Here is a 20,706-nt window from a genome sequence, read left to right on the forward strand (position 1 = left end):
CCGCGCCCGATCAGGCTGTGCAAACCCGACCAGCGTCGCCTGATCGGGCGCTCACCGGCGTGCCCTTCATCACCTCTGAAAGGGGTCCTTTTTAGGGTCTGACTCAGATTTGCTGATGTTTCCGGGAATGTTTCGCTGATTCCTCGGAGGGAACCAGCCCATGTGCCAGCGATTTCAGCGATCGCGCCTCGCGCCAGACGGTTTTGTGGTGGATGCAATCAAAATTGATGGCGAGCGTGTTCAGATCCACTTGCGATCAAATGCGCAATCCGGATCCTGTCCGGATTGCGGACGTCAAAGCCGACGGGTCCAGAGCCGTTATCTACGTCGGCCCGCAGACCTGCCGCTTGGTGGCCGACGCGTCGAACTGACTGTTCTTGTGCGCCGTTTCTGGTGCGATGCCGTTTTGTGCGGGCGGCGCATCTTCTGCGAGCGATTTGGCGATGGGGTTCTGGCTTGTTACGGGCGACGAACCGGACGGCTTGAGATGATAGTCCATCATCTCGGCCTGGCGCTGGGCGGCAGGCCCGCGGCAGCCTTTGCTGATCGCCTGATGGTCCCGGTCAGCAATGATACGCTGTTGCGCACTGTACGCCGTCGGTCGGCGGAGCACCATGAAGAACTGACGGTGATCGGCATAGATGACTTCGCTTTCCGGCGAGGCCAGAGATACGGGACGATCGTCTGCGATCTCGAACGGCGCAGGCCCGTCACATTGCTTGCGGATCGCGAACAGGACACCTCACGAACCTGGCTCGCACGACATCCGTCGATCTCGATCGTCGCCCGCGACCGAGGCGGTGGATATGGTGAGGCAATCGCCAAGGCTCTGCCCCATGCTGACCAGATAGCAGATCGCTGGCATCTGATGGAGAACGCCAGCCGTGCTTTCCTCGATGCGGTCGGCAAATCCATGCGCCAGATCCGAAATGCGGTCGGGAGCACCGTGATCGACCCCAAACTTCTGACCTATGCCGAACGCCTTCAGTATGAAGGGTTTCTGCGGCGGCAGGAGACGAACGAAGCCATTCTGGGTCTTTCGAAGCAGGGTGTGCCGATCAAGCAGATCGTCAAGCGCACGGGTTACAGTCGCAAGCTTGTGCGCAGTGTTGTGCGCGGTCAACGCTCCGATGTCTTCCGGGTCCGGCAAAGCTCTCTGGAGAATTGGCTGCCTTGGCTCGATGGCCGATGGCAACAAGGCGCGCGCAACGCCTCGGCGCTTTGGCGCGAGATGTGTCAGAAGGGCTTTCGTGGGCGCAGTGGCGTCGTATCGGAATGGGCAAGGCGACGGCGCCTCGCCGAAAAGGCAAACCAGAATGCACTTGCGCGCACCCCGTCGGCGAGAAGCATCGCGAGGCTGATGACGTTGGCGCGTGACGATCTATCCAGGTCAGACGCGGTGCTGGTCGCTGCTATAGAGAGCAATGTTCCCGACCTTGCGATCGCGCGAACCGTGGTCGCTGACTTCCAGCAAATGATCAAAGCCAAAGCTGTCGGCAAACTTGAAGGCTGGCTTCAATGCGCCGATGCCAGCCTCGTCGCTTCATTCGCGAATGGCATCAGGAAGGATATCGATGCCGTCCGAAAGTATCCCTTCGGCGTGGGCCGCCTGCCTGTGATTGGGGGTTTGGGGTAAGGGACTGAGCTTATGGACGTCCATAGGTTCAGTTCCGGCGTTGAGATTCTGGCTGTCACGGATGCTGGTCGCCGGCGGCGATGGTCTGATGGCGAGAAGGCTCGGATCGTTGCGGAGAGCTTTTCGGGTCCACGCGAGGTTTCGGCGACGGCGCGTCGTCATGGTGTGTCTCGATCCCTGCTGACCCGGTGGCGTGCGGATTATCGTGCGAGCCGGCTTGGGACCGCGGCGCCGGCATTCATGGCGGTGACGATGGCCGCGACACGCCGCCACTGCCTGCTCCGGTGTTGGCGGCACCGACGTCGAGGGCCGTGATGCCGGCGATGGCCGATGCGACGATCGACGTTGTGCTTCGCAACGGACGGCGGATGATCGTGCCAGTCTCGATCGATCCGGTTGTTCTGGCTCGGCTGCTGCCGATCGTGGACGCATCGTGATCGCGTTCCCTGCCGGCGCCAAGGTTTGGATTGCGGGCGGCATGACCGACATGCGTTGCGGCATGAACAGCCTGGCCCTGAAGGTACAGCAGGGTTTGGGCCGCGATCCGCACGGTGGGGAGGTCTTCTGCTTCCGCGGTCGTCGCGGCGATCTGGTGAAGATACTGTGGCACGACGGGATCGGCATGTCGCTCTACGGGAAGCGTCTGGAGGCCGGGAAGTTCGTCTGGCCTTCGGGTCCAGGCGGGGGCGCCGTGGCAATATCGGCCGCCCAGCTCGGCTATCTCCTCGACGGGATCGACTGGCGTAACCCGCGCTGGACGCAGCGTCCGGCAAAGGCGGGTTGAGAGCGGCTATTGCGCTGTTTCTGCTGGGGTTTGCCTGCCGATCGTGGTAACTTCAGCCATGCTCGACAGCGCCGCCGAGATCGCCAGGCTCCGCGCCGAACTCGCCGCTTCCGATGCCCGCGCCAGGGTGGCGGAGGCCGAGTTGGCCGAGGCGCGCGCGGTCGTCTCGACCTCGGAGGCGATGATCGCGCATCTGAGGCTGGAGATCGCCAAGCTTCGACGCGAGCAGTATGGCCGCAGCTCCGAACGGCGCGCCCGGCTGATTGAGCAGATGGAGCTGCAGCTCGAGGATCTCGAAGCCGCCGCCACCGAAGACGAGATCGCGTCCGAGCGCGCGGCGGCCCGCACCACCACTGTTGCCGCGTTCGAGCGACGCCGCCCGGCCCGCAAGCCCTTCCCCGAACATCTGCCGCGCGAGCGCGTGGTGATCGAGCCACCGAAGGCGTGCACCTGCTGCGGCTCCTCGCGCATCGTGAAGATGGGCGAAGACGTCACCGAGACCCTGGAGGTCGTACCGCGCCGGTGGAAGGTGATCCAGACCGTCAGGGAGAAGTTCACCTGCCGTGACTGCGAGAAGATCAGCCAGCCGCCGGCGCCCTTCCATGCCACGCCGCGGGCTGGGCCGGACCGAACCTTCTGGCCACCATCCTGTTCGAGAAGTTCGGACAACATCAGCCGCTCAACCGGCAGGCTGAACGCTATGCCCGCGAAGGCGTCGACCTCAGCCTGTCGACGCTCGCCGACCAGGTCGGAACCTGCGCGGTGGCGCTGGAGCCGATCCATGCGCTCATCAAGGCTCATGTCCTGGCAGCCGAACGGCTCCACGGCGACGATACCACGGTGCCGCTTTTGGCCCGCGGCGGAACCCGGCAGGCGCGGCTGTGGACCTATGTCCGCGACGACCGCCCCTTCGCTGGCGGTGCCCCGCCCGCCGCCCTGTTCCACTTCTCTGTCGATCGCGAGAAGACCCATCCCAACCTGCACCTCGCCGGATGGACCGGCATCCTGCAGGCCGATGCCTATGGAGGTTACAACGACCTCTACCGGAATGGTCGCGAGCCAGCACCCGTGATCAGCGCCCTATGCTGGAGCCATGCCCGACGCAAGTTCTTCGAACTGGCCGACGTCGCCGATGCCGTGCGCAAGGGCAAGGCCGCCGATGCGATCTCTCCCGTCGCGCTGAAGGCCGTTGAACGGATTGACGCGCTCTTTGCGATCGAGCGCGACATCAACGGCCTCTCCGCCGAGGCTCGACGTGAAGCTCGTCAGCAGCTGTCGCTTCCGCTTGTCGAGGAACTCCACACCTGGTTCCGCAGAGAACGGGCGCAGATGTCCCGGCACAATCCCGTCGCCAAGGCGATCAACTACATGGACGAGAAGGACGGCCGCTGGGAAGCCTTTACCCGGTTCCTGAACGACGGCCGGAGTTGCCTAACGAACAATTCTGCCGAAAGGGCCCTGCGCGGCATTGCCCTTGGAAGGAAGGCATGGCTCTTCGCCGGATCGCAGCGCGGCGGCGAGCGCGCGGCCTTCATGATCACGCTGATCGTCACTGCCAAACTCAACGACGTAGACCCGCAGGCATGGCTCGCCGACGTGCTCGGCCGCATGCCCAACCTGCCTGCATCACGCCTGCCGGATCTGCTTCCATGGAACTGGGCAGTCGGGCGCGAGCAGGTGCCGAAAGCCGCCTGATGGCTCGCGACACCACCACCTACAGTCTCGCCCATGTGGCAACGATGATCGGGGAGAACCGTGAGTTGCTCGAGGTCGTTGCCGCCAATCCCGACGACATCGACTACGGCGAGATGATCTACATCATCGACGGGACTGAGGACGGCATCACCGCGTTCACCGCGCGCGGCATCGAGAGCCTACAGGAATTCCTCCAAGACGTTCGCTCCTGGCCCGGCGGCATCCGGCAGTTCCTTATCGATCAGGAATGCAACCCGGACATGATCGACCGCATCATCGCCGACGAACCAAAAAGCTGAGCCCCCACGGCCCACGCCGAAGGGTTACGTCCGAAACGCAATCTCCTCTCCTTGGTCAAATGGCCAAACCGAAGGTCAGATCACTAGGCTCAAGCTGATCAAACGGCAAATGTACGGACGAGCAAATATCGATCTGCTTCAGGCGAGATTGATCGGGGCCACGTAGCTCCATCCTTCAGCAAATGTGCGTCAGAGCCCCAATTCCGCGGTCATTGACACGCTACGCCGGATACGTTTGTGCACGACCGAACAAAGCCTGACGCAACCGACTTGCCAACGGGGCGGGCCATACGTTTTGAACGTCCAGCCATGCCCGCGAAGCCAGTCGCTCGAAGCGCTCCGGCCGATGCGCATCGAGCGCTCTGCCTCAAGACGCTCCACCATCTCGTTCAGCGTGATGTCCTTTCGCTCCTCGATCATCCCGACGATGAAGTCCGCATAATCGTCAAGGCGCGAGCCGCGCCGTCGTCCCTGTGGCCGGGGAGCCAGTTCGCCGATCTTCGCCCGGGCGATCCAGCGGATCGCGCTCGATACCCCGACACCGAACCGGGCTGCTGCTTGCCGAGCCGACATGCCATCATCCGACGCCTTCAAAACACGTGACCGAAGATCCTCACTGAGCGCTCTCGCCATCGTTCACCTCCACCAAGGTCAACGTTGAATCAGCACGAAGCCAACACGTCACATCACAATCGATTCATCGATCCCCGGACGCGCTCTAGGTGTCGAAGCTATGAAGGTTGTTCATTCGGGGAGGGACTGAGAAGCTGGGGTTGCGACACCGACCAATCCTCAGCGGAGTTCCCCGAATGAACGTTCACGAGAATGCGCGCCAGACGCCGCGCGGTCGAGTCCTGATGGTGGAGAAGATAGAGAGGGGAGCGTCGGTTCGGCAGGCTGCGGTGGATGCCGGGGTCTCGGAACGCACGGCGCATCGGTGGCTCAAGCGCTGGCGTTCTGGTGACCGGGTTCTTTGCGATCGCAGCTCTGCGCCCGTGCATTGCCCACACCGGCTGGCTGCGGAGCAGGTCGAGCGAATCGACCAGCTTCGCCGGCAACGGCTTACGGGACCGGCGATTGCGAGGGCTCTCGGCCTCGCCCGCTCCACAGTGGGACTGGTTCTGAGGCGGCTGGGTCTCAACCGCCTCGCTCTGCTTGAGTCCAGGCCGCCGGTGATCCGCTATGAACGGCAACGACCCGGCGAACTGATCCATCTCGACATCAAGAGCCTGGGACGCTTCGAGCGCATCGGCCACCGCATCAGCGGCGATCGAACCGGCCAGAGCAAGAGCCGCGGCATCGGTTGGGACCACCTGCACGTCGCCGTCGATGACCCCAGCCGGCTGGCCTATACCGAGGTGCTGCCCAGCCTCGGACGGGAAGATGCCACCGCCTTCCTCGCCCGCGCACTCGACTGGTTCGCCCGGCAGGGCGTCCGGGTGGAGCGCGTGATGACCGACAACGGCTCGGCCTATCGCTCAAAGCTCTTCGCCAGCATCCTGCAGCAGGCTGGCATCCGCCACATACGCACACGACCCTATACGCCGCGAACCAACGGAAAGGCCGAGCGCTTTATCCAGACCTCACTGCGTGAATGGGCCTACGCCAGGCCCTACGCGACATCGAACGCCCGCAACCAGGCCATCGGCCCGTGGACCGACGCCTACAATCCTGCTTCATAACACCCATCTGTCTATGCCGTTGAAGTGAATAGGCTTTACTGATCCGAAGGCGATCCTGCGGGGTATTTGGGGTTCTGCCGCGCGCGTTGAACAATCTGCTGAGCATGCGGCTTTCCCAGTTCTGACCGGCTGAAGATCCACGGACCATCCGGCAGGGGGTGAACGCCCTTGATCTCGCCTGCCTCGGCGGCGAGCCTGAGGGTCTTCGGCGCGACGCCGATGAAACGCGCCGCCTTGTTCAGGTTGAGCCACGGCTCGTTCCCGTCCGGCGCTGGCCGAAAGACCGGGATCTTGTGATGCGACCTGTGTGCCGTGACCCGCTCCCGTGTCCAGCGATTGCCATGCCCGGTCACCATGCCGTTGCGGTTGAGAATGCCGGCAATCAGATCATCGCTGGCGATCAGCACCCAGCTGCCGGATGGCCGCGATGATGTCGGCTGAGGTGCTGTTGCGCTGCCCGCGCCGCCGCTTCGGCAGGCGCAGTTCGGAATGGACCCCGCCGATCCAATGGATCATCAGCACGATCTCGGAGGCTTCATCGTCGATATCGGCGACCACCTCCTGAATGACGGTGCGCACGACACGCTTCTTGAGCCTGGCATCTGTCGTCGGCGCCGACCAGACAGTCGGAAGGTCCGCCGCCAAGGCCGTGAAATCCATCGTCAGTGCAGGCGATGACTTCGGTGTTGCGGCGTCATGTGCGGCGATCTTGCCCTCAATCTCGCCGACATACGCGAGGGCGCGGTTCCATCGCATCTCCAGTTCCGCAGTGACCAGCCGGTTCTCGGGATCGGCGGCATCATATTGCCGGAAAGCCCGGTCTGCGGCATAGCGGGCAGCCTCCAGATCGCGACCGAGGGCGTCACGGACCTGATCGCGGCGATGGGCCACCTGCACCTCGGTCTCGGCGGCGGCAGCGATCGCGGCGGGTTCGACGATCTGCAGAAGAGCTTCTTCAATGGCGTCATCGACGCGCAGCCCGCCGAAGGCAATGCATCGCGCCTCTCCATTGTCGAGAAGACCCCGCCAGCAGGGATAGCGCGGGATGTTGTGCTTTGTGCCCGTATATCGCACCGTGAGCTTGCGGCCGCAGCGTCGGCATCGGACAAGCCCGGCGAGCAACGCATCGCCATGTTTGGCCGCTCCGTGATGCTGACCCCGTCGGCACGTTGTCGCTCACCATCTTGCGGAGCGCCTCCGCCCGCTCCCAGCTGACATAGCCTTCATGGCTGCCCGGGATCAGCGCCAGCCATTCCTCGCGCGCCTTGCGTCGAACTGCTGACGCGCCAAAGCCCGGCGCAACACGAGTCCTACCATAGACATAGGCACCGCCGTAGATCGGGTTCTCGATCATCCGGTGGATGGTCGCATAGCAGGGTCTGCGCCAGATGACCTCGCCATTGTTACGCCTGGCGGGCAAATCCAGTCCATGCTCGAGGAACCACATCAGGGCCTGCCGGGCGCTCCCGAGTTCCAGCACTTTGCTGAACACCAGAGTGGTCGCCTCCTGCACGCGGCGATCGGGATCCTTCTCGAGCCGATCACCAACCTTCACGAAGCCGACCGGAGCTGCGATCACGAGTTCGCCACGTCGGGCCTTCTCGTAGCGGGCCGAGAGCGATCGCTGACGCAGCAGATCGAGCTCGTACTCGTTGAGGCTTCCCTTCAGTCCCAGTAGCAGACGATCGTTGCCTTGCCGTGGCGCATAGACTGTCTCCTGGTCGATCAGCACCGTGTCGACGACGCGGCACATCTCGATAAGCTGCTGCCAGTGGCGGCTGTTGCGGGCAAAGCGCGACACCTCCCGCGCCGCGACCGCACCCACCTTGCCGAGGCAGACTTCCGCGACCATCCGGTCGAAACCGGCGCGCGCCACACCGCCAGCGGCGGACCGACCGAGATCGTCATCGACGGTCTCTACGCGAGACCAGCCAAGCGCCGTCAGGCGGTCGCGCATCGCATATTGCAGGTTACTGCTCTCGCGATTGTGCAGGACCTGATGAGCCGACGACTGCCGCACGTACAGGATCGCCTTGCGCTCAAGATGGTGCGGCCTGATCTTCTCATGCATCATGATCCGCGCCCTCCTGTTGCCCGGCGCGATCGCCGTCGACATGGTCGAGGATCAGGCGCACCATCAGTCCGGTCAGTCGTCGGCGGGTCTCTTCCGGCAGTGCTTGCCATGGCGGAATCTGTGCTGTCTCCGCAACGGGACTGGAGAACAGATCGAGCTGATGTGTTTTGGGCTGGCGCGGCATGGGCTTCTCCCCGATTCGTGTCGTGAGAACCCGATGCTGCGCCGATCCCTTGAGATTGCGATGGCGCGCCTGTGCCACGGAGAAGTTCAGCCAGGGTGCCAAGCGCGGCAAAATCGACCTGCGGTGCAGTCGTGATGTGCCAGCTCGCGCTGGTCACGCTGTCGAACATCCACGCCGGAACCTCCAGCCATCGGTCCAACAAGCGGCCGGAAAGGCTACAGCGGAAAACCGCTGTATCACCCTTCTCGATTACTTCATGGATATGGACCTGCCGCCCGGTCCAAGGATGCCACGGATAAAGAACTTCGCGCTCAACACCAGTCCCGTGGGCGTTCTGTCGTCGAGTTGTACAACCTCACAAGACCCCATGCCGGAATCGCAGGAAACTCACCCTTCCAAAGACTGAACAACCTTCTTGGAAACGACAACTAGGCCAGCGCTCTCAGCGACGGCGCGTTCAATCCTCCCTCTCCGGTTCCTTGCGAACTTCGTGCTTCCCAAAGGTTGTTGAGATCGGCGCTTCCGGCGAAACGGTTGGGCGATTTTTGGCGATCGAAAATGCGCTTCAGGAAATCGTATGCAATATTATGAATCGTTTGCTTGCCGCTGGTCGGATAGTATGCCATACTTCGTATCGCTGAGAACACCTTCCATTCATTTACGTGTGCTCGCGCAACGCTGTGCAAGGTGGGCCGGCGAGTAGAAAAGGGAGAGGCCAGAATGTCGCGGCGCACGCGCGAAGACCGCATAACCGGTTGGCTCGAAGACAATGCCTCTGCCTTGACCGGACTGCTTGAGCGTCTGGTGAATATTGACTCGTTCTCAACAGACAAGGCGGGCGTCGACGCAGCCGGCCGCGTTATTCAGGATTACCTGGAGGCCCATAGTATTGGCGTAGAGGTCCACGCGGACGCGACTTACGGCAACGCTCTGCTGGCGAAAGTTGGCTCCGGCGCCAAGCCGGTACTTCTCATGGGCCACCGCGACACGGTTTTTCCCAAAGGTGAGGCGCTACGACGTAGTTTCAAGATCGTCGAAGGGAGGGCGTACGGGCCGGGCGTCAACGATATGAAGGCCGGGGTCGCCATAAATGCGGTACTACTAGCGGCGTTTAAGAGCTGTTTTGAGAACCCGCCTCCATTGATGGGATTATTCACCGGGGACGAAGAGCTTGCTTCGCCGTTTTCCCGTCCACTGATTGAAACTCTGGCACGAGATGCCGGCGCAGTTTTTAATTCCGAGCCGGCTCGCGTGAGTGGCAATGTCGTCATTGGCCGTAAGGGTGGACGCTTCATGCTTGTTGAAGTGTTCGGGAAACCTGCGCACTCAGGAGTGAACTTCTTCGACGGCGTCTCTGCAGTAAATGAACTGGCAGACAAAATAGTTGCGTTCAACGCTGTCACTAATGTCATGACAGGGACGACACTTAATGTCGGCTTGGTAAATGGCGGGCAAACCGTCAACACAGTCGCAGCTTATGCTGCTGCAGAGTTGGATCTCCGATTTGTTGACGCCGACGCGAGTGATGTTGCGATGCGCCAGATCGAAGAGATCGTATCCCGAAATAGCCATCCTGCCCTTTCGTCTAAGTTGACCATAAAAGGGGAGTTTCTGCCGCTAGTGACGACCCCTCAGACTCAGGCGTTGTTCGACATCTATCGTCAGGCGGCAGCGACTCTCGGCATCGCGGTGGATGGAGAGTACACGGGTAGCTGCGCGGATTCCGGATTTGCCAGCGCTCAGGGGGTTCCCACCTTATGCGGTACTGGCGCAGTCGGCGACAAGTCCCACACGCCTGACGAATACATACTGATCAATACGCTTCTTGAAAGAGCAAAAGTTCTGTCCATCGCTATCTGCAGAATTCTTGCCAGCGACAGCGGGCGTCGGCTCGCCACTGAGGCAGCCTAAACAAAGCAGGGAGTAAGATTATGCCGCGACACATTGCGTGTCTCACCTTTGATGCGGATGCGATGTCGGGCCTTATCTCCCGAGGTCTAACTACTCCAACTCCGGTTTCTCGAGGAGAATTCAGCCGCGTAGCCGTGCCGCGGATCTTGGCTCTTCTTGAAAAATACGATGTTCACGCAACGTTTTTCATACCTGGCGTTGTGATCGAGACCTATCCAGAGCTTTCCAAGGCGGTTCACGCTGCTGGACACGAAATTGGCAATCACAGCTATACGCATGTGCCGCCGGCGAACCTGAGCGCGGAGAAGGAAGAGAATGATCTCCGTCGTGCCAGCGAACTGATCGAGAAGGTTACAGGAAAGAAGCCTGTCGGCTATCGCTCGCCCTCTTTCGATCTGAGTCCAGTGACGGCCGATCTGCTAATCAAGCACGGTTTCCTCTACGAAAGCAGCATGATGGGTCACGATCACAGCCCCTATCGTGTTCGAACCGGTGACAACGTTCAACTCGAGGGCCCCGTCATTTTTGGATCCGAGACGCCGCTTATCGAAATGCCGGTGAGCTGGAATCTGGATGACTTCCCGCACTTCGAATTCTTGCGGACGCAAGCCCAGCTGATGCCAGGCTTGATGGCTGCAAACGGCGTACTGCAGAACTGGGTCGACGACTTCAAATATATGCACGATACGGAGGAGTGGGGTGTGCTGACCTATACTTTCCATCCATATGTCATTGGCCGCGGACACCGCATGATTTTCTTAGAGAAGCTCATTTGTGAGCTTAAGAACATGAATGCCGTATTTCTGTCGCTGGAAGAGGCGGCAAATGAGTTTCAGCAAAGGTTACCAATTTAACGTTTATTCCACCTGAAAGGTCGCCGGATCGGCAATTGTAGTGGAAATCAGGACCGGGACTTCCCGAGAAAGGAGTTGGGAAAAAATATGGAAGCACTGTGTTGGTTTCGAATGGGGAAATCAACGAGGGGAAACAAACGAAGAGAGAAGGAGGTAGAAGTTATGAAGACTCTGATGAGAGTAACCGGGCTGTTGGTCTCAACGGCTGTAGTACTGCCGGCAATGGCAGATACTCCGGGCGTCACGGACGACGTGATTAAAATCGGGACGTTTGGGCCGATCACAGGACCACACTATGCGCTCGGCCGGTTACCTATGAACGGGCTGGAAACCGTCATTGACGACGTGAATGCCGCAGGCGGCATTCACGGCCGCAGGCTGCAGCTGGTTCGCGTAGACGACCAGTGCGACCCTGCCGGCGCGATAGCCGCCGTACGCAGGCTGGTCTTCAACGAGCAGGTTTTCGCCATTGTCGGTGGTTCGTGTTCGAACGGGGTTTTGGCGGCCAAGGAAGATATCGAGGAGGCAGGGATTCCCTATGTGAACTTTACTGCCGCCTCGAACTTGATATCAGCGCCGAAAGTCGACAACATATTCACGTCCATGCTGACATCGAACCTAGAAGGCCAACTTCAGGCCCAATACTTGGCTGATAAGGGCGTGACGAAGGCGGCCGTAGTGGCCCAACACGACGCTTGGGGTCGTGACCGCTACGACGGTCTTCTTCCTGCACTCGAAGCTCGCGGAATCGAACTGGTTGCCGATGAAGAACTGTCGATGGAGTCGAATGATGCGACCGCGCAGGTCTTACGCGTTCAATCGTCCGGCGCAGAAGCCGTCGTCCTCCTGACTTACCCGAAGCCGGCTTCGATCTTTCTCCGGGATTCGGCGCGTCTGGGCTTTGACGCGACCTTTCTTGGAACTACGGTAATTCCTGATCCTGTGGCTTTCGACGAGCTCGTCGCGATACCGGGAGCGACCAAGAATTTTGTAACGATCTCCCCGTCGCGCTATCCGATTGACTCCGAAGAGGCGGGTGAGTGGCGCGAAAAGCTGATCGCAAAGTTCCCAGACGATACTCCTCATAGCTACAATCTATTCGGGATCACAGCCGGCCAACTCGCGGTGGCGGTGCTGGAAGAAGTCGGAAGCGATCTGACGCGAGAGGCTTTCATCAATGTTTTGAGCAGCACCAAATCTCTCGAGGTCACCTTCGCGCCTGCTCCATTGAATTGCGACACGCATCAATGCCTTCAGTCCGCCGCCTGGTACAGGCGAACCGATGACGGAAAGACAGAGACGGTCGGAATTACAGAGCTTAAATGACATTTGATCAGGTCACTTCAGGATCGATGAGGTAACGATGCTTTCCGTCCTCCTTGCAAGCGGAGTGGCCAATGGGCTCCTCTACGGTTTGATAGCCCTAGGTGTGGTGGTACTATCCAAAGCCGCCAACGCAATCAACTTTTCACAAGGCGACGTAATGGCGCTCGGATGCTTCGTGTCTTACTCGGTCATTGTCGTGATCGGGGACGGGCCTGTCGCGGCGGTACTATTTGTTGTGATTGCGGCGTTGTTCGTAGGGTTGCTCAGTTATCTGTTGTTGCGGCCGTTGTTAAAGACAGAGCACGCGGTCGCTGTGCTAATCGCGACCATTGGTCTTTCATTCCTCATCAAGGGTCTGATACGTTTAACTTGGGGCGGGCGCGGCGACTACCTAGCCGTGCCGCCCTTGATCACCGGGCCACCATTAATTCTGTTTGACGGTGCCATCATTGTGCCGCTTCAGTATTTGGTGATGATGGCTGGGGCCGTGTTCATCATTCTTCTGTTTGCGCTATTCTTCCGCTTTACAAGGCTAGGCCTCTTCATGCGCTCGGTAGCCGACAATCCGCGAGCCGCACAGATCGTAGGTATTCCAACACAACTCGTGTTGTGCAGCGCTATGGTGCTGAGCCTCACCGTATCGGCGATCGCTGGATTCCTGCTAGCCCCAGCCACAATCATCTTTCCAGACATGGGTTTCGCGTTATTCCTCAAGGGATTCGCCGCGGCGATTATCGGAGGGATGACGAGTCTTCCAGGGGCGGTAGTGGGCGGTATCCTATTGGGCGTGACAGAAGTTTTAGTGTCCGGCTACGTTGCTTCCCAAGCGCAGGAATTGTCCGCCTTCATTTTAATCTTCATTGCCCTGATATTCTTTCCACGTGGTCTGTTTGGCGGCCGCAAGTCACGGAGTGTTTGATGTTCTTAAGGCAACCGCTTCCTCTTCTTTCTGTGGTGACCGCTTCCTGGATGATGCCGGTTGCTATTGCCTGCATTGTTGCCGTGGTGGGCCTGAGCCTCAACTCGTATCTACTGTTCTTGCTGGCGCGTATCGTTATTTTCGTGATGCTGATCATCGGTTTGAACGTGCTGATGGGCTATTCCGGACAGCTGTCTTTCGCTCATGCAGCGCTATTTGGTGTTGGGGCCTACGCGACCGGGCTGCTGCAGGTGCATCTGGGCGTGCCCTTTGTTGTGGCGATCATTGCAGCTACTGTGATGGTGACAGCTCTCGGGACGCTTCTCGCATTGCCTGCGCTGCGGTTGTCGGGAATCCATCTTGCGGTCGCAACTCTAGCTATTGCGCAGGCAGTGCACTGGGTACTGATTAACTGGACGCCTGTAACCTTCGGCGCTGGCGGCTTTCGCGCGCCGACTATACGGCTGTTTGGCCTGGACAAGACAGAAACCGTATTTCTTGTATCGCTGTCTCTGACAACGATTTCCTATTTGCTAGTAAGGCAACTGACTCATACCAGCTTTGGTCGCCGGTTTGTGGCCGTTCGCGACAATCCAATCGCCGCCGCGCCAACGGCGTGAATATCACCCATATAAAGACGGTAGCGTTTGCACTAAGTGCGGCTATAGCGGGCTTGGCGGGCGGCCTTTACTCGGCTCTATTGGGTTTCGTCGCACCAGAAAGTTTCAATCTGGAACAGATGGTATTGATGAAGATTATGGCAGTCGTCGGCGGACTGGGCACAATGTTAGGTTCGGTCATTGGTCCCACGTTGGTGATTGTGCTCCAGGAGCAATTGCGTGAGAGCCAAGGTTGGCTCGAAATCATCTTCGGTGCGACGCTGATCGCGTTTGTACTATTCGTACCCAAGGGTATTGCTCCGCTGCTTCTGCGACTGCTCGGCCACGGGCCGCAAGTCGAGACTGTCGAGGTTAACTCGCAGACGCGACGGGCGAACGCCCAAGCTACGACCTGAAGCACCGGGGAACTGAGATGCTGGACATTCGCAACGTGTCACTAAGCTTCGGCGCAATCACCGTACTGAATGACGTTACCTTTTCCCTTGGGGGAGGAGAGATTCTCGGACTGATCGGCCCGAACGGCGCGGGCAAGACTACAATGATGAACACCATCACTGGGATCCACCGTGCAATATCCGGTGAAATCCGCCTATGTGGCAAAGGTATCTCTGATCTCAAATCCCATCAGATAGCAGCGCGGGGCCTGCGCCGTACGTTCCAGACCAGTCTTCTGTGCCCTGGCCTAAGTGTTGTCGAGAACGTCATGCTTGGACTCGAACCTCAGCGGGAATATGGCTTCTGGGGGGCGTGCTTAGGAAATCCCAGCGCCCGTCAATGGGAAAACCAGGCTCGTCGCAAGTCGATGGAAATGTTGGACTGGATGGGCATGGCCAGGTTCGCCGGGAGGCCTGGCGGTGGGTTGTCCTTCGGTCAACAGCGGCTCGTAGAGATCGCACGTGCTCTAGTGAGCCGTCCTGCCGTATTGCTGCTCGATGAGCCGGCCGTCGGCCTCACAGCGCCGCGTGTTGAAGAACTTGCAGAAAAAATTAAGAGCATTCGCTCTGAATTCGGAACCTCGATCCTGCTCATCGAACATGTAATGCAGTTGGTACTCACGGCCTGCGATCGGGTGGTGGTCATGAGTGCCGGTGAGGTGATTGCGGACGGCGATCCAACTGTCGTTACAGTCGATCCAAAGGTTGTCGAAAGCTATCTGGGGCGCGGTTACTATGCTGAAAGCTGACAACATCGAGGTTTGGCGCGGTCAGACGCAAGTGCTGAAGGATTTCAGTCTTGAACTCACCCCCGGCGTCATAACGGCCATGCTCGGTGGCAACGGGTCGGGCAAATCAACAACACTATATGCACTGTCCGGACTGGTCCCGTTGAAAGCAGGTCAGATATGGGCGGGTGATACCCAGCTCACTGGTGTGGGCCCGCGTCGTGCAGTGGCCGCCGGGATCGCTCATGTTCCGCAAGGGCGCGAGGTCTTTCCGACCATGAGCGTGCGAGATAATCTTCTGGCAGGCGCGGCAACTGTGAAAAGTCGTAAGCTGCGAAATGAACGATTGGAGCGTGTCCTCGACACCTATCCAGTTCTTGGCGCTAAGCTGCGATTAGCCGCCAGTCAGCTGTCAGGCGGAGAACAGCAGCAAGTCGCTATCGGCCGTGCCCTGATGACCAACCCGAAAGTGGTGATGATGGACGAACCTTCTGCGGGACTCTCACCCGCGTTGGTCGACACGTTGATAGATACGATCCGAAAGCTCGGGGAAGATGGGCTTACCGTCTTGCTGGTCGAACAGAATGTCGGCGTCGCGGTGCATGTCGCTTCCGAGGCTGTTGTGCTGAAAGCTGGAGCAATCGCACTCCATCGTCCGGCAAATGAACTGTTGCGCGACAAGTCTCTGCTTGCAGCGTATCTCGGCCATTAATGAACCGATGGGCAACCCAAGTCCTCAAACACTTGCGCTTGCGTGCCAGGTCGGGAGACCGCGATGAACCGTTGGAACAGCGGCTTCGACGCGACAGGCAAAGGAAGGCGCATTGTTGCACCGTCGCTCCGATGGTGTAACCGTCGCTGAAGAGGAACAACGAATGACCACCTGCACGATCGAGTGGCAAGTGGATAGGTGATCATCACGATTGGATTAATCTCGCAGACGGCTATGAAATCCGATGACAGCGTCTGCAAGATGAGATACTTAAAGTTGGGCTTTGCCCTACCGTTTGCGGGAGAGAACAGCACAAGGCTGTCGCCGAAGGGGAAATCGCCCGAAATCTCTCAGGCAAAAGAACCGTAAACGGGAAAGACACTCTGGAAAGTTGGGGCCTTGGTGCCCTGCGCCGAAGGTGTAAGTGCCGCCGAGGAGTTTTCGGCAGCGCGAGTCTCTCAGGCTTCAGACAGAGGGGCACGGAAAGGCCGCACGATGCGGCCTATCACGTGTTGCTCTGGAGAAGTCATGACGGGCGATGAAGCGAAAAACCTACCCTTGGCAGATCTGCATCGAAAGGCAGGAGCGCGCTTTGGCGCCTTTGCCGGATGGTCAATGCCGCTAACCTATCCGGCGGGCGTCATGCAGGAACACCTGCACACCCGCGAGCATGCCGGTGTGTTCGACATCTCTCACATGAAGCTGATCGAGCTTTCCGGTCCCGACACAGGCGCACTGCTCGATCGTGCCTGCCCGCTCACATCGGCGGCGCTGCCTTTGCGTCAGTCCAAGTACTCGCTTTTACTCAACGAGCAGGCGGGAATTCTCGACGACGTGATCGTGACGCGGCTGGCAGACACGCGGTTCATGATGGTCGCCAATGCCGGCAACGCAGTGGCGGATGAGGCGCACCTGCGCATGCTGGCGAACGGACTCGACGTCGTCATCGACCCGCTCGATCGGGTCTTCCTGGCCATTCAGGGGCCTGAAGCCGAAGCCGCGCTCGGCAGGATCGGTAACGAAACGGCCGGCCTCACCTTCATGCACGGCATCGAGCCGCGCAATGGATGGTTCCTGACCCGTTCAGGCTATACCGGCGAGGACGGCTTCGAGATCAGCCTGTCGGAGACGGACGCGCGTGTTCTGCTTGATGAGTTGTTCTCCAACGATCGCGTGATGTGGGTGGGACTGGCCGCCCGTGACAGCCTGCGCCTCGAAGCGGGATTGTGCCTGCATGGCAGCGACATCACGCCTGACACCAATCCTGTCGACGCCGGCCTGATGTGGGCGGTGCCGAAGAGCGTGCGCTCCGAAGGCCGTTTCGTGGGCGCCGCCGCACTTCGCGATTTTGCCGCCCGCGGCGCGGTCGAGAAGCGCGTCGGGCTCAAGCCCGAAGGCCGCCAGCCCGTCCGAGCAGGCTCGTCCCTTTTCGACGCGGACGGCAACTCAGTCGGCCGCGTCACCTCCGGCGGCTTCGGCCCATCTGCCGGCCATCCGGTCGCGATGGGTTATGTGGCCGCCGAGTTCGCGGCTGTCGCAACACGGCTGTACGCCGACGTTCGCGGCACCAAACTGCCGGTCGACGTGCACTCCCTGCCTTTCACACCACATCGCTATCGCAAAGGATGATTTCTCATGGCTACGATCTACTACACCGAGGACCACGAATGGCTCCATGTCGAAGGAGAAATCGCCACCGTGGGCATCACAGACTACGCGCAGCAACAGCTCGGCGAACTGGTCTTCGTGGAGCTTCCCGAGGTTGGCAAGAGCCTGAAGAAAGGTGACACGGCCGTTGTGGTTGAGTCGGTCAAGGCTGCCTCAGACGTCTATGCGCCGATCGATGGTGACGTCACCGAAGCCAACACGGCCCTGGCCAGCGACCCGACGCTCGTCAACTCAGCTCCTGCCGGCGACGGCTGGCTGTGGAAAATGAAGCTTTCAGACAAGAGCCAGCTCGACGGCCTCATGGATGAGACAGCCTACAACGCGCACACGTCCTGAGGTATGATAATGATCACCACATCCCATGCATTTCATGATCGCCATATCGGCCCGGATACGGGCGATATCGACGCCATGCTCGCCCGGATCGGCGTTCCCTCTGTAGAAGCGCTCATCGACCAGGCGGTTCCGAAATCGATCCGACTGGATCGCGCGCTCGACCTGCCGGCTGCGGCCAGCGAGGCTGAAGCGCTTGCTGCGCTCTCGGCCATCATGTCGCGCAACATCGTCATGAAGAGCTTCATCGGTGCAGGCTACCACGGTGTTGAGGTGCCGCCCGTCATCCAGCGCAACCTGTTCGAAAACCCGGCCTGGTACACTGCCTACACGCCCTATCAGGCGGAGATCAGTCAGGGCCGCCTGGAGATGCTGTTCCATTTCCAGACGCTTGTGGCGGAATTGACCGGCCTCCCGGTTGCCTCTTCCTCCCTTCTCGACGAGGCAACAGCGGTCGCCGAAGCCGTCGGCATCGCTGTTCGCCACCATCGGGACAAGCGCAGCAAAGTAGCTCTTGCCGGTGCGCTGCTGCCGCAGACCCTTGACGTGCTTCGCACGCGTGCAGATCCGCTCGGCATAGACATCGACGCAGAGACCATAGGGGAAGGTACGGCCGCGCTCATCGTATCGTGGCCGGACGCCAACGGCATTTATGGCGATCATCAGGCGGCGATCGAGAAGGCCAAGGCTGCCGGCGCGCTGGTCATCTTCGTCTGCGATCCGCTCTCGCTAACGGTCACAGAGGCTCCGGCGAGGCTCGGCGCCGACATCGCCGTCGGTTCCATGCAGCGTTTTGGGGTGCCGATGGGTTTCGGGGGCCGCATGCGGCCTATTGCGCCGTATCTGAAAAACTCACCCGCCTGATGCCCGGACGCCTCGTCGGCCAGTCGGTGGACCGGCATGGCCTTCCCGGCTACCGCCTTGCACTCCAGACGCGCGAGCAGCACATCCGTCGCGACAAGGCCACCTCCAACATTTGCACCGCGCAGGCGCTGCTCGCCAACATGGCGGCGGCTTACGCGATCTGGCATGGGCCGGCCGGACTTCAGGCCATCGCCTCGCGCATCCACGCGCTCGCAAATGGGCTGGCCGAGGGTCTGAGTGCTGCCGGCTTTACGGTTCTCGGTTCAAGCCGCTTCGACACCGTCACGGTGGAGGCGAAAGGCAGGGCCGAGGCGATTGCTGACGAGGCGGAAAAAGATGGTCGGCTGCTGCGCGTTGTGGACGCCGACCGTGTTGGAATCGCATTCGACGAGACCTCGACCTGGGCAGATCTCGAGGCCATCGCCGCGCTGTTCGGTGCGGAGGCCGGGCCTTCGGCAATCGGTAGCCTGCCCGGAAAGCCGCGCGGCAGGGAGTTCTTATCCCAGCCGGTATTCCACCAGAACCGCTCCGAGACCGACATGATGCGCTTCCTGCGCAGGCTGGCGGACAAGGACCTGGCTCTGGACCGCGCGATGATCCCGTTGGGTTCCTGCACCATGAAGCTGAACGCCGCCGCCGAGATGATGCCGGTGAGTTGGCCGAACGTCGCCAACCTGCATCCCTTCGCGCCCAGGGCTCATTCGGCGGGCATCCGCGCCATGTTCGACCAGCTCGAGGGCTGGCTCGCCGAGATCACCGGCTTCGATGCGGTGACGCTGCAGCCGAACGCGGGCAGCCAGGGCGAATATGCGGGACTGCTGGCGATCCGCGGCTATCACAAGGCGCGGGGCGAAGGGCATCGGAACATCTGCCTGATCCCCTCCTCGGCGCACGGCACCAATCCTGCCAGCGCGGCCATGGCGGGAATGAGCGTGGTGGTGGTGCGCTGCACCGACGACGGCAATATCGACATCGACGACCTGAAGACCAAAGCCGAGCAGCACGGGGCCAATCTGGCTGCGCTGATGTTCACCTACCCCTCCACACACGGCGTGTTCGAGGAGGGCGCGAAAGACATCTGCGCGATCGTGCATGAACATGGCGGGCAGGTCTATTTCGACGGCGCCAACCTGAATGCGCTGGTGGGCCTGGCACGCCCTGGCGACATCGGTGCGGACGTGTGCCACATGAATCTGCACAAGACCTTCTGTATCCCGCATGGAGGTGGTGGTCCGGGTGTCGGTCCGATCGGTGTCAAGGCACATTTGCAGCCCCATCTGCCGGGCCATGTCGTAGAAGGCTCAAATCATGCGGTCTCGGCCGCGCCCTTTGGCAGCGCCTCGATCCTCCCGATCACCTGGATGTACATCCGGATGATGGGTGCGGACGGGCTGAAGAGGGCTACGGAAATCGCCATCGTGTCGGCCAATTATCTCGTCGCGCGGCTGGGTAACCACTACTCGGTCCTCTATCGGGGCAGAGGAGGTCGCGTGGCGCATGAATGCATCCTCGATACTCGCGTGTTCAAGGACCGTTCGGGCATCTCTGTGGATGATATCGCCAAGCGGCTGATCGACTACGGTTTCCATGCGCCCACCATGTCGTTTCCTGTTGCCGGCACGCTGATGGTGGAGCCGACGGAATCCGAGCCTAGGAGCGAGGTCGATCGCCTCTGCGAGGCTCTGATCGCCATCGCCGATGAGGCGGCCAAGGTCGAAAGGGGCGTTTGGCCGGCCGATGACAACCCGCTGGTTAACGCGCCGCACACGGCGTCGGTTGTGCTGTCCGATGAATGGGCTCACCCCTATTCGCGCATGGAAGCCGCCTATCCGGCGGGGGGCCGACACGATGGTGAAGTACTGGCCGCCCGTGTCGCGCATCGACAATGCGGCGGGCGACCGGAATCTGGTGTGCTCGTGCCCTCCCGTTTCGGAATACAGCGACGCGGCCGAATAGGCCGCACCGCTCGGCCGGTTCACGCGT

Annotated in this window: 19 protein-coding genes, 5 pseudogenes and 1 riboswitch; of the genes and pseudogenes, 18 read left to right on the forward strand and 6 right to left on the reverse strand. The window is 60.4% G+C overall.

Features of this window, described 5'->3' with window-relative positions:
- Window positions 1–160 precede the first annotated feature (160 nt).
- The 7 genes and pseudogenes from HK436_RS29170 to HK436_RS29195 all read left to right on the forward strand — a co-directional run.
- Window positions 161–1,585: pseudogene (locus tag HK436_RS29170) on the forward strand (ISL3 family transposase); the annotation flags it as partial.
- A 63-nt stretch (window positions 1,586–1,648) separates the two neighbouring features.
- Window positions 1,649–1,951, forward strand: coding sequence for a transposase (locus HK436_RS29175; protein ID WP_206680656.1), 303 nt, complete (start codon window positions 1,649–1,651; stop codon window positions 1,949–1,951).
- Complete coding sequence (locus HK436_RS32700; protein ID WP_280515903.1) at window positions 1,951–2,073, forward strand: hypothetical protein; 123 nt, start codon at window positions 1,951–1,953, stop codon at window positions 2,071–2,073. Before HK436_RS29175 ends, HK436_RS32700 begins: the two co-directional genes overlap by 1 nt.
- Window positions 2,070–2,420, forward strand: coding sequence for an IS66 family insertion sequence element accessory protein TnpB (gene tnpB, locus HK436_RS29180; protein WP_173195086.1), 351 nt, complete (start codon window positions 2,070–2,072; stop codon window positions 2,418–2,420). The genes HK436_RS32700 and tnpB overlap by 4 nt, the downstream gene beginning before the upstream one ends.
- Before the next feature lie 58 nt (window positions 2,421–2,478).
- Window positions 2,479–4,115, forward strand: a protein-coding gene (gene tnpC, locus HK436_RS29185; protein WP_173195087.1) for an IS66 family transposase whose coding sequence is annotated in 2 segments (ribosomal slippage) — window positions 2,479–3,034 and window positions 3,034–4,115 — 1,638 coding nt in all. Because the reading frame shifts where the segments join, the coding sequence is not laid out codon by codon here.
- Window positions 4,115–4,414, forward strand: coding sequence for a hypothetical protein (locus HK436_RS29190; protein ID WP_173195088.1), 300 nt, complete (start codon window positions 4,115–4,117; stop codon window positions 4,412–4,414). The genes tnpC and HK436_RS29190 overlap by 1 nt, the downstream gene beginning before the upstream one ends.
- Window positions 4,415–4,442: 28 nt before the next feature.
- Window positions 4,443–4,580, forward strand: a pseudogene (locus tag HK436_RS29195) (transposase); the annotation flags it as partial.
- 122 nt (window positions 4,581–4,702) lie between these two features.
- On the opposite strand, the pseudogene HK436_RS29200 reads toward HK436_RS29195, so the two are convergent.
- Window positions 4,703–5,047: pseudogene (locus tag HK436_RS29200) on the reverse strand (helix-turn-helix domain-containing protein); the annotation flags it as partial.
- A 176-nt stretch (window positions 5,048–5,223) separates the two neighbouring features.
- Here HK436_RS29200 and HK436_RS29205 point away from each other — a divergent pair.
- A complete protein-coding gene (locus HK436_RS29205; protein ID WP_173195089.1) occupies window positions 5,224–6,096 on the forward strand; it encodes an IS481 family transposase in 873 nt (290 codons plus the stop codon).
- 35 nt (window positions 6,097–6,131) lie between these two features.
- Here HK436_RS29205 and HK436_RS32115 read toward each other — a convergent pair whose 3' ends face one another.
- The 5 genes from HK436_RS32115 to HK436_RS29220 all read right to left on the reverse strand — a co-directional run bounded on the left by HK436_RS32115 (window position 6,132) and on the right by HK436_RS29220 (window position 8,980).
- Window positions 6,132–6,503, reverse strand: coding sequence for a MerR family transcriptional regulator (locus HK436_RS32115; RefSeq protein ID WP_244649543.1), 372 nt, complete (start codon window positions 6,501–6,503; stop codon window positions 6,132–6,134).
- Window positions 6,484–7,170, reverse strand: a complete 687-nt coding sequence (locus HK436_RS32120) for a hypothetical protein (protein ID WP_312860801.1) — start codon at window positions 7,168–7,170, stop codon at window positions 6,484–6,486. Before HK436_RS32120 ends, HK436_RS32115 begins: the two co-directional genes overlap by 20 nt.
- The gene (locus HK436_RS32125) at window positions 7,061–8,212 is read right to left on the reverse strand and encodes a recombinase family protein (protein ID WP_512770966.1); all 1,152 of its coding nucleotides are present in this window, start codon (window positions 8,210–8,212) and stop codon (window positions 7,061–7,063) included. The genes HK436_RS32120 and HK436_RS32125 overlap by 110 nt, the downstream gene beginning before the upstream one ends.
- A complete protein-coding gene (locus HK436_RS29215; protein ID WP_173195090.1) occupies window positions 8,160–8,354 on the reverse strand; it encodes a hypothetical protein in 195 nt (64 codons plus the stop codon). Before HK436_RS29215 ends, HK436_RS32125 begins: the two co-directional genes overlap by 53 nt.
- Window positions 8,355–8,782: 428 nt before the next feature.
- The gene (locus tag HK436_RS29220) at window positions 8,783–8,980 is read right to left on the reverse strand and encodes a hypothetical protein (protein WP_173195091.1); all 198 of its coding nucleotides are present in this window, start codon (window positions 8,978–8,980) and stop codon (window positions 8,783–8,785) included.
- A 94-nt stretch (window positions 8,981–9,074) separates the two neighbouring features.
- Between HK436_RS29220 and HK436_RS29225 the strand changes: the two genes are divergently transcribed.
- From HK436_RS29225 to gcvP, 10 genes and pseudogenes are all read left to right on the forward strand, one after another.
- Window positions 9,075–10,265, forward strand: a complete 1,191-nt coding sequence (locus HK436_RS29225) for a M20 family metallopeptidase (protein ID WP_173195092.1) — start codon at window positions 9,075–9,077, stop codon at window positions 10,263–10,265.
- A gap of 20 nt (window positions 10,266–10,285) precedes the next feature.
- Window positions 10,286–11,119: a polysaccharide deacetylase family protein gene (locus tag HK436_RS29230; protein WP_173195093.1), complete on the forward strand. Its 834-nt coding sequence runs from the start codon at window positions 10,286–10,288 to the stop codon at window positions 11,117–11,119.
- A gap of 162 nt (window positions 11,120–11,281) precedes the next feature.
- A complete protein-coding gene (locus HK436_RS29235; RefSeq protein WP_173195094.1) occupies window positions 11,282–12,445 on the forward strand; it encodes an ABC transporter substrate-binding protein in 1,164 nt (387 codons plus the stop codon).
- Window positions 12,446–12,482: 37 nt separating this feature from the next.
- The gene (locus HK436_RS29240) at window positions 12,483–13,364 is read left to right on the forward strand and encodes a branched-chain amino acid ABC transporter permease (protein ID WP_173195095.1); all 882 of its coding nucleotides are present in this window, start codon (window positions 12,483–12,485) and stop codon (window positions 13,362–13,364) included.
- Between the two features lie 146 nt (window positions 13,365–13,510).
- Window positions 13,511–14,379 (forward strand): annotated as a pseudogene (locus HK436_RS32130) (branched-chain amino acid ABC transporter permease).
- 17 nt (window positions 14,380–14,396) lie between these two features.
- Complete coding sequence (locus tag HK436_RS29255) at window positions 14,397–15,167, forward strand: ABC transporter ATP-binding protein (protein WP_173195098.1); 771 nt, start codon at window positions 14,397–14,399, stop codon at window positions 15,165–15,167.
- Window positions 15,154–15,858, forward strand: coding sequence for an ABC transporter ATP-binding protein (locus HK436_RS29260; protein ID WP_173195099.1), 705 nt, complete (start codon window positions 15,154–15,156; stop codon window positions 15,856–15,858). Before HK436_RS29255 ends, HK436_RS29260 begins: the two co-directional genes overlap by 14 nt.
- A 288-nt stretch (window positions 15,859–16,146) precedes the next feature.
- Window positions 16,147–16,234: riboswitch (glycine riboswitch) on the forward strand.
- Window positions 16,235–16,386: 152 nt separating this feature from the next.
- The gene (gcvT, locus tag HK436_RS29265) at window positions 16,387–17,487 is read left to right on the forward strand and encodes a glycine cleavage system aminomethyltransferase GcvT (protein WP_173195100.1); all 1,101 of its coding nucleotides are present in this window, start codon (window positions 16,387–16,389) and stop codon (window positions 17,485–17,487) included.
- A 6-nt stretch (window positions 17,488–17,493) separates the two neighbouring features.
- Window positions 17,494–17,862, forward strand: coding sequence for a glycine cleavage system protein GcvH (gene gcvH / locus HK436_RS29270; RefSeq protein WP_173195101.1), 369 nt, complete (start codon window positions 17,494–17,496; stop codon window positions 17,860–17,862).
- A 9-nt stretch (window positions 17,863–17,871) separates the two neighbouring features.
- Window positions 17,872–20,679, forward strand: a pseudogene (gcvP, locus tag HK436_RS29275) (aminomethyl-transferring glycine dehydrogenase).
- Window positions 20,680–20,706: the final 27 nt, after the last annotated feature.

It is taken from the genome of Neoaquamicrobium sediminum, assembly GCF_013240295.1.
In the GTDB taxonomy this organism is placed as follows: Bacteria; Pseudomonadota; Alphaproteobacteria; order Rhizobiales; family Rhizobiaceae; genus Aerobium; species Aerobium sediminum.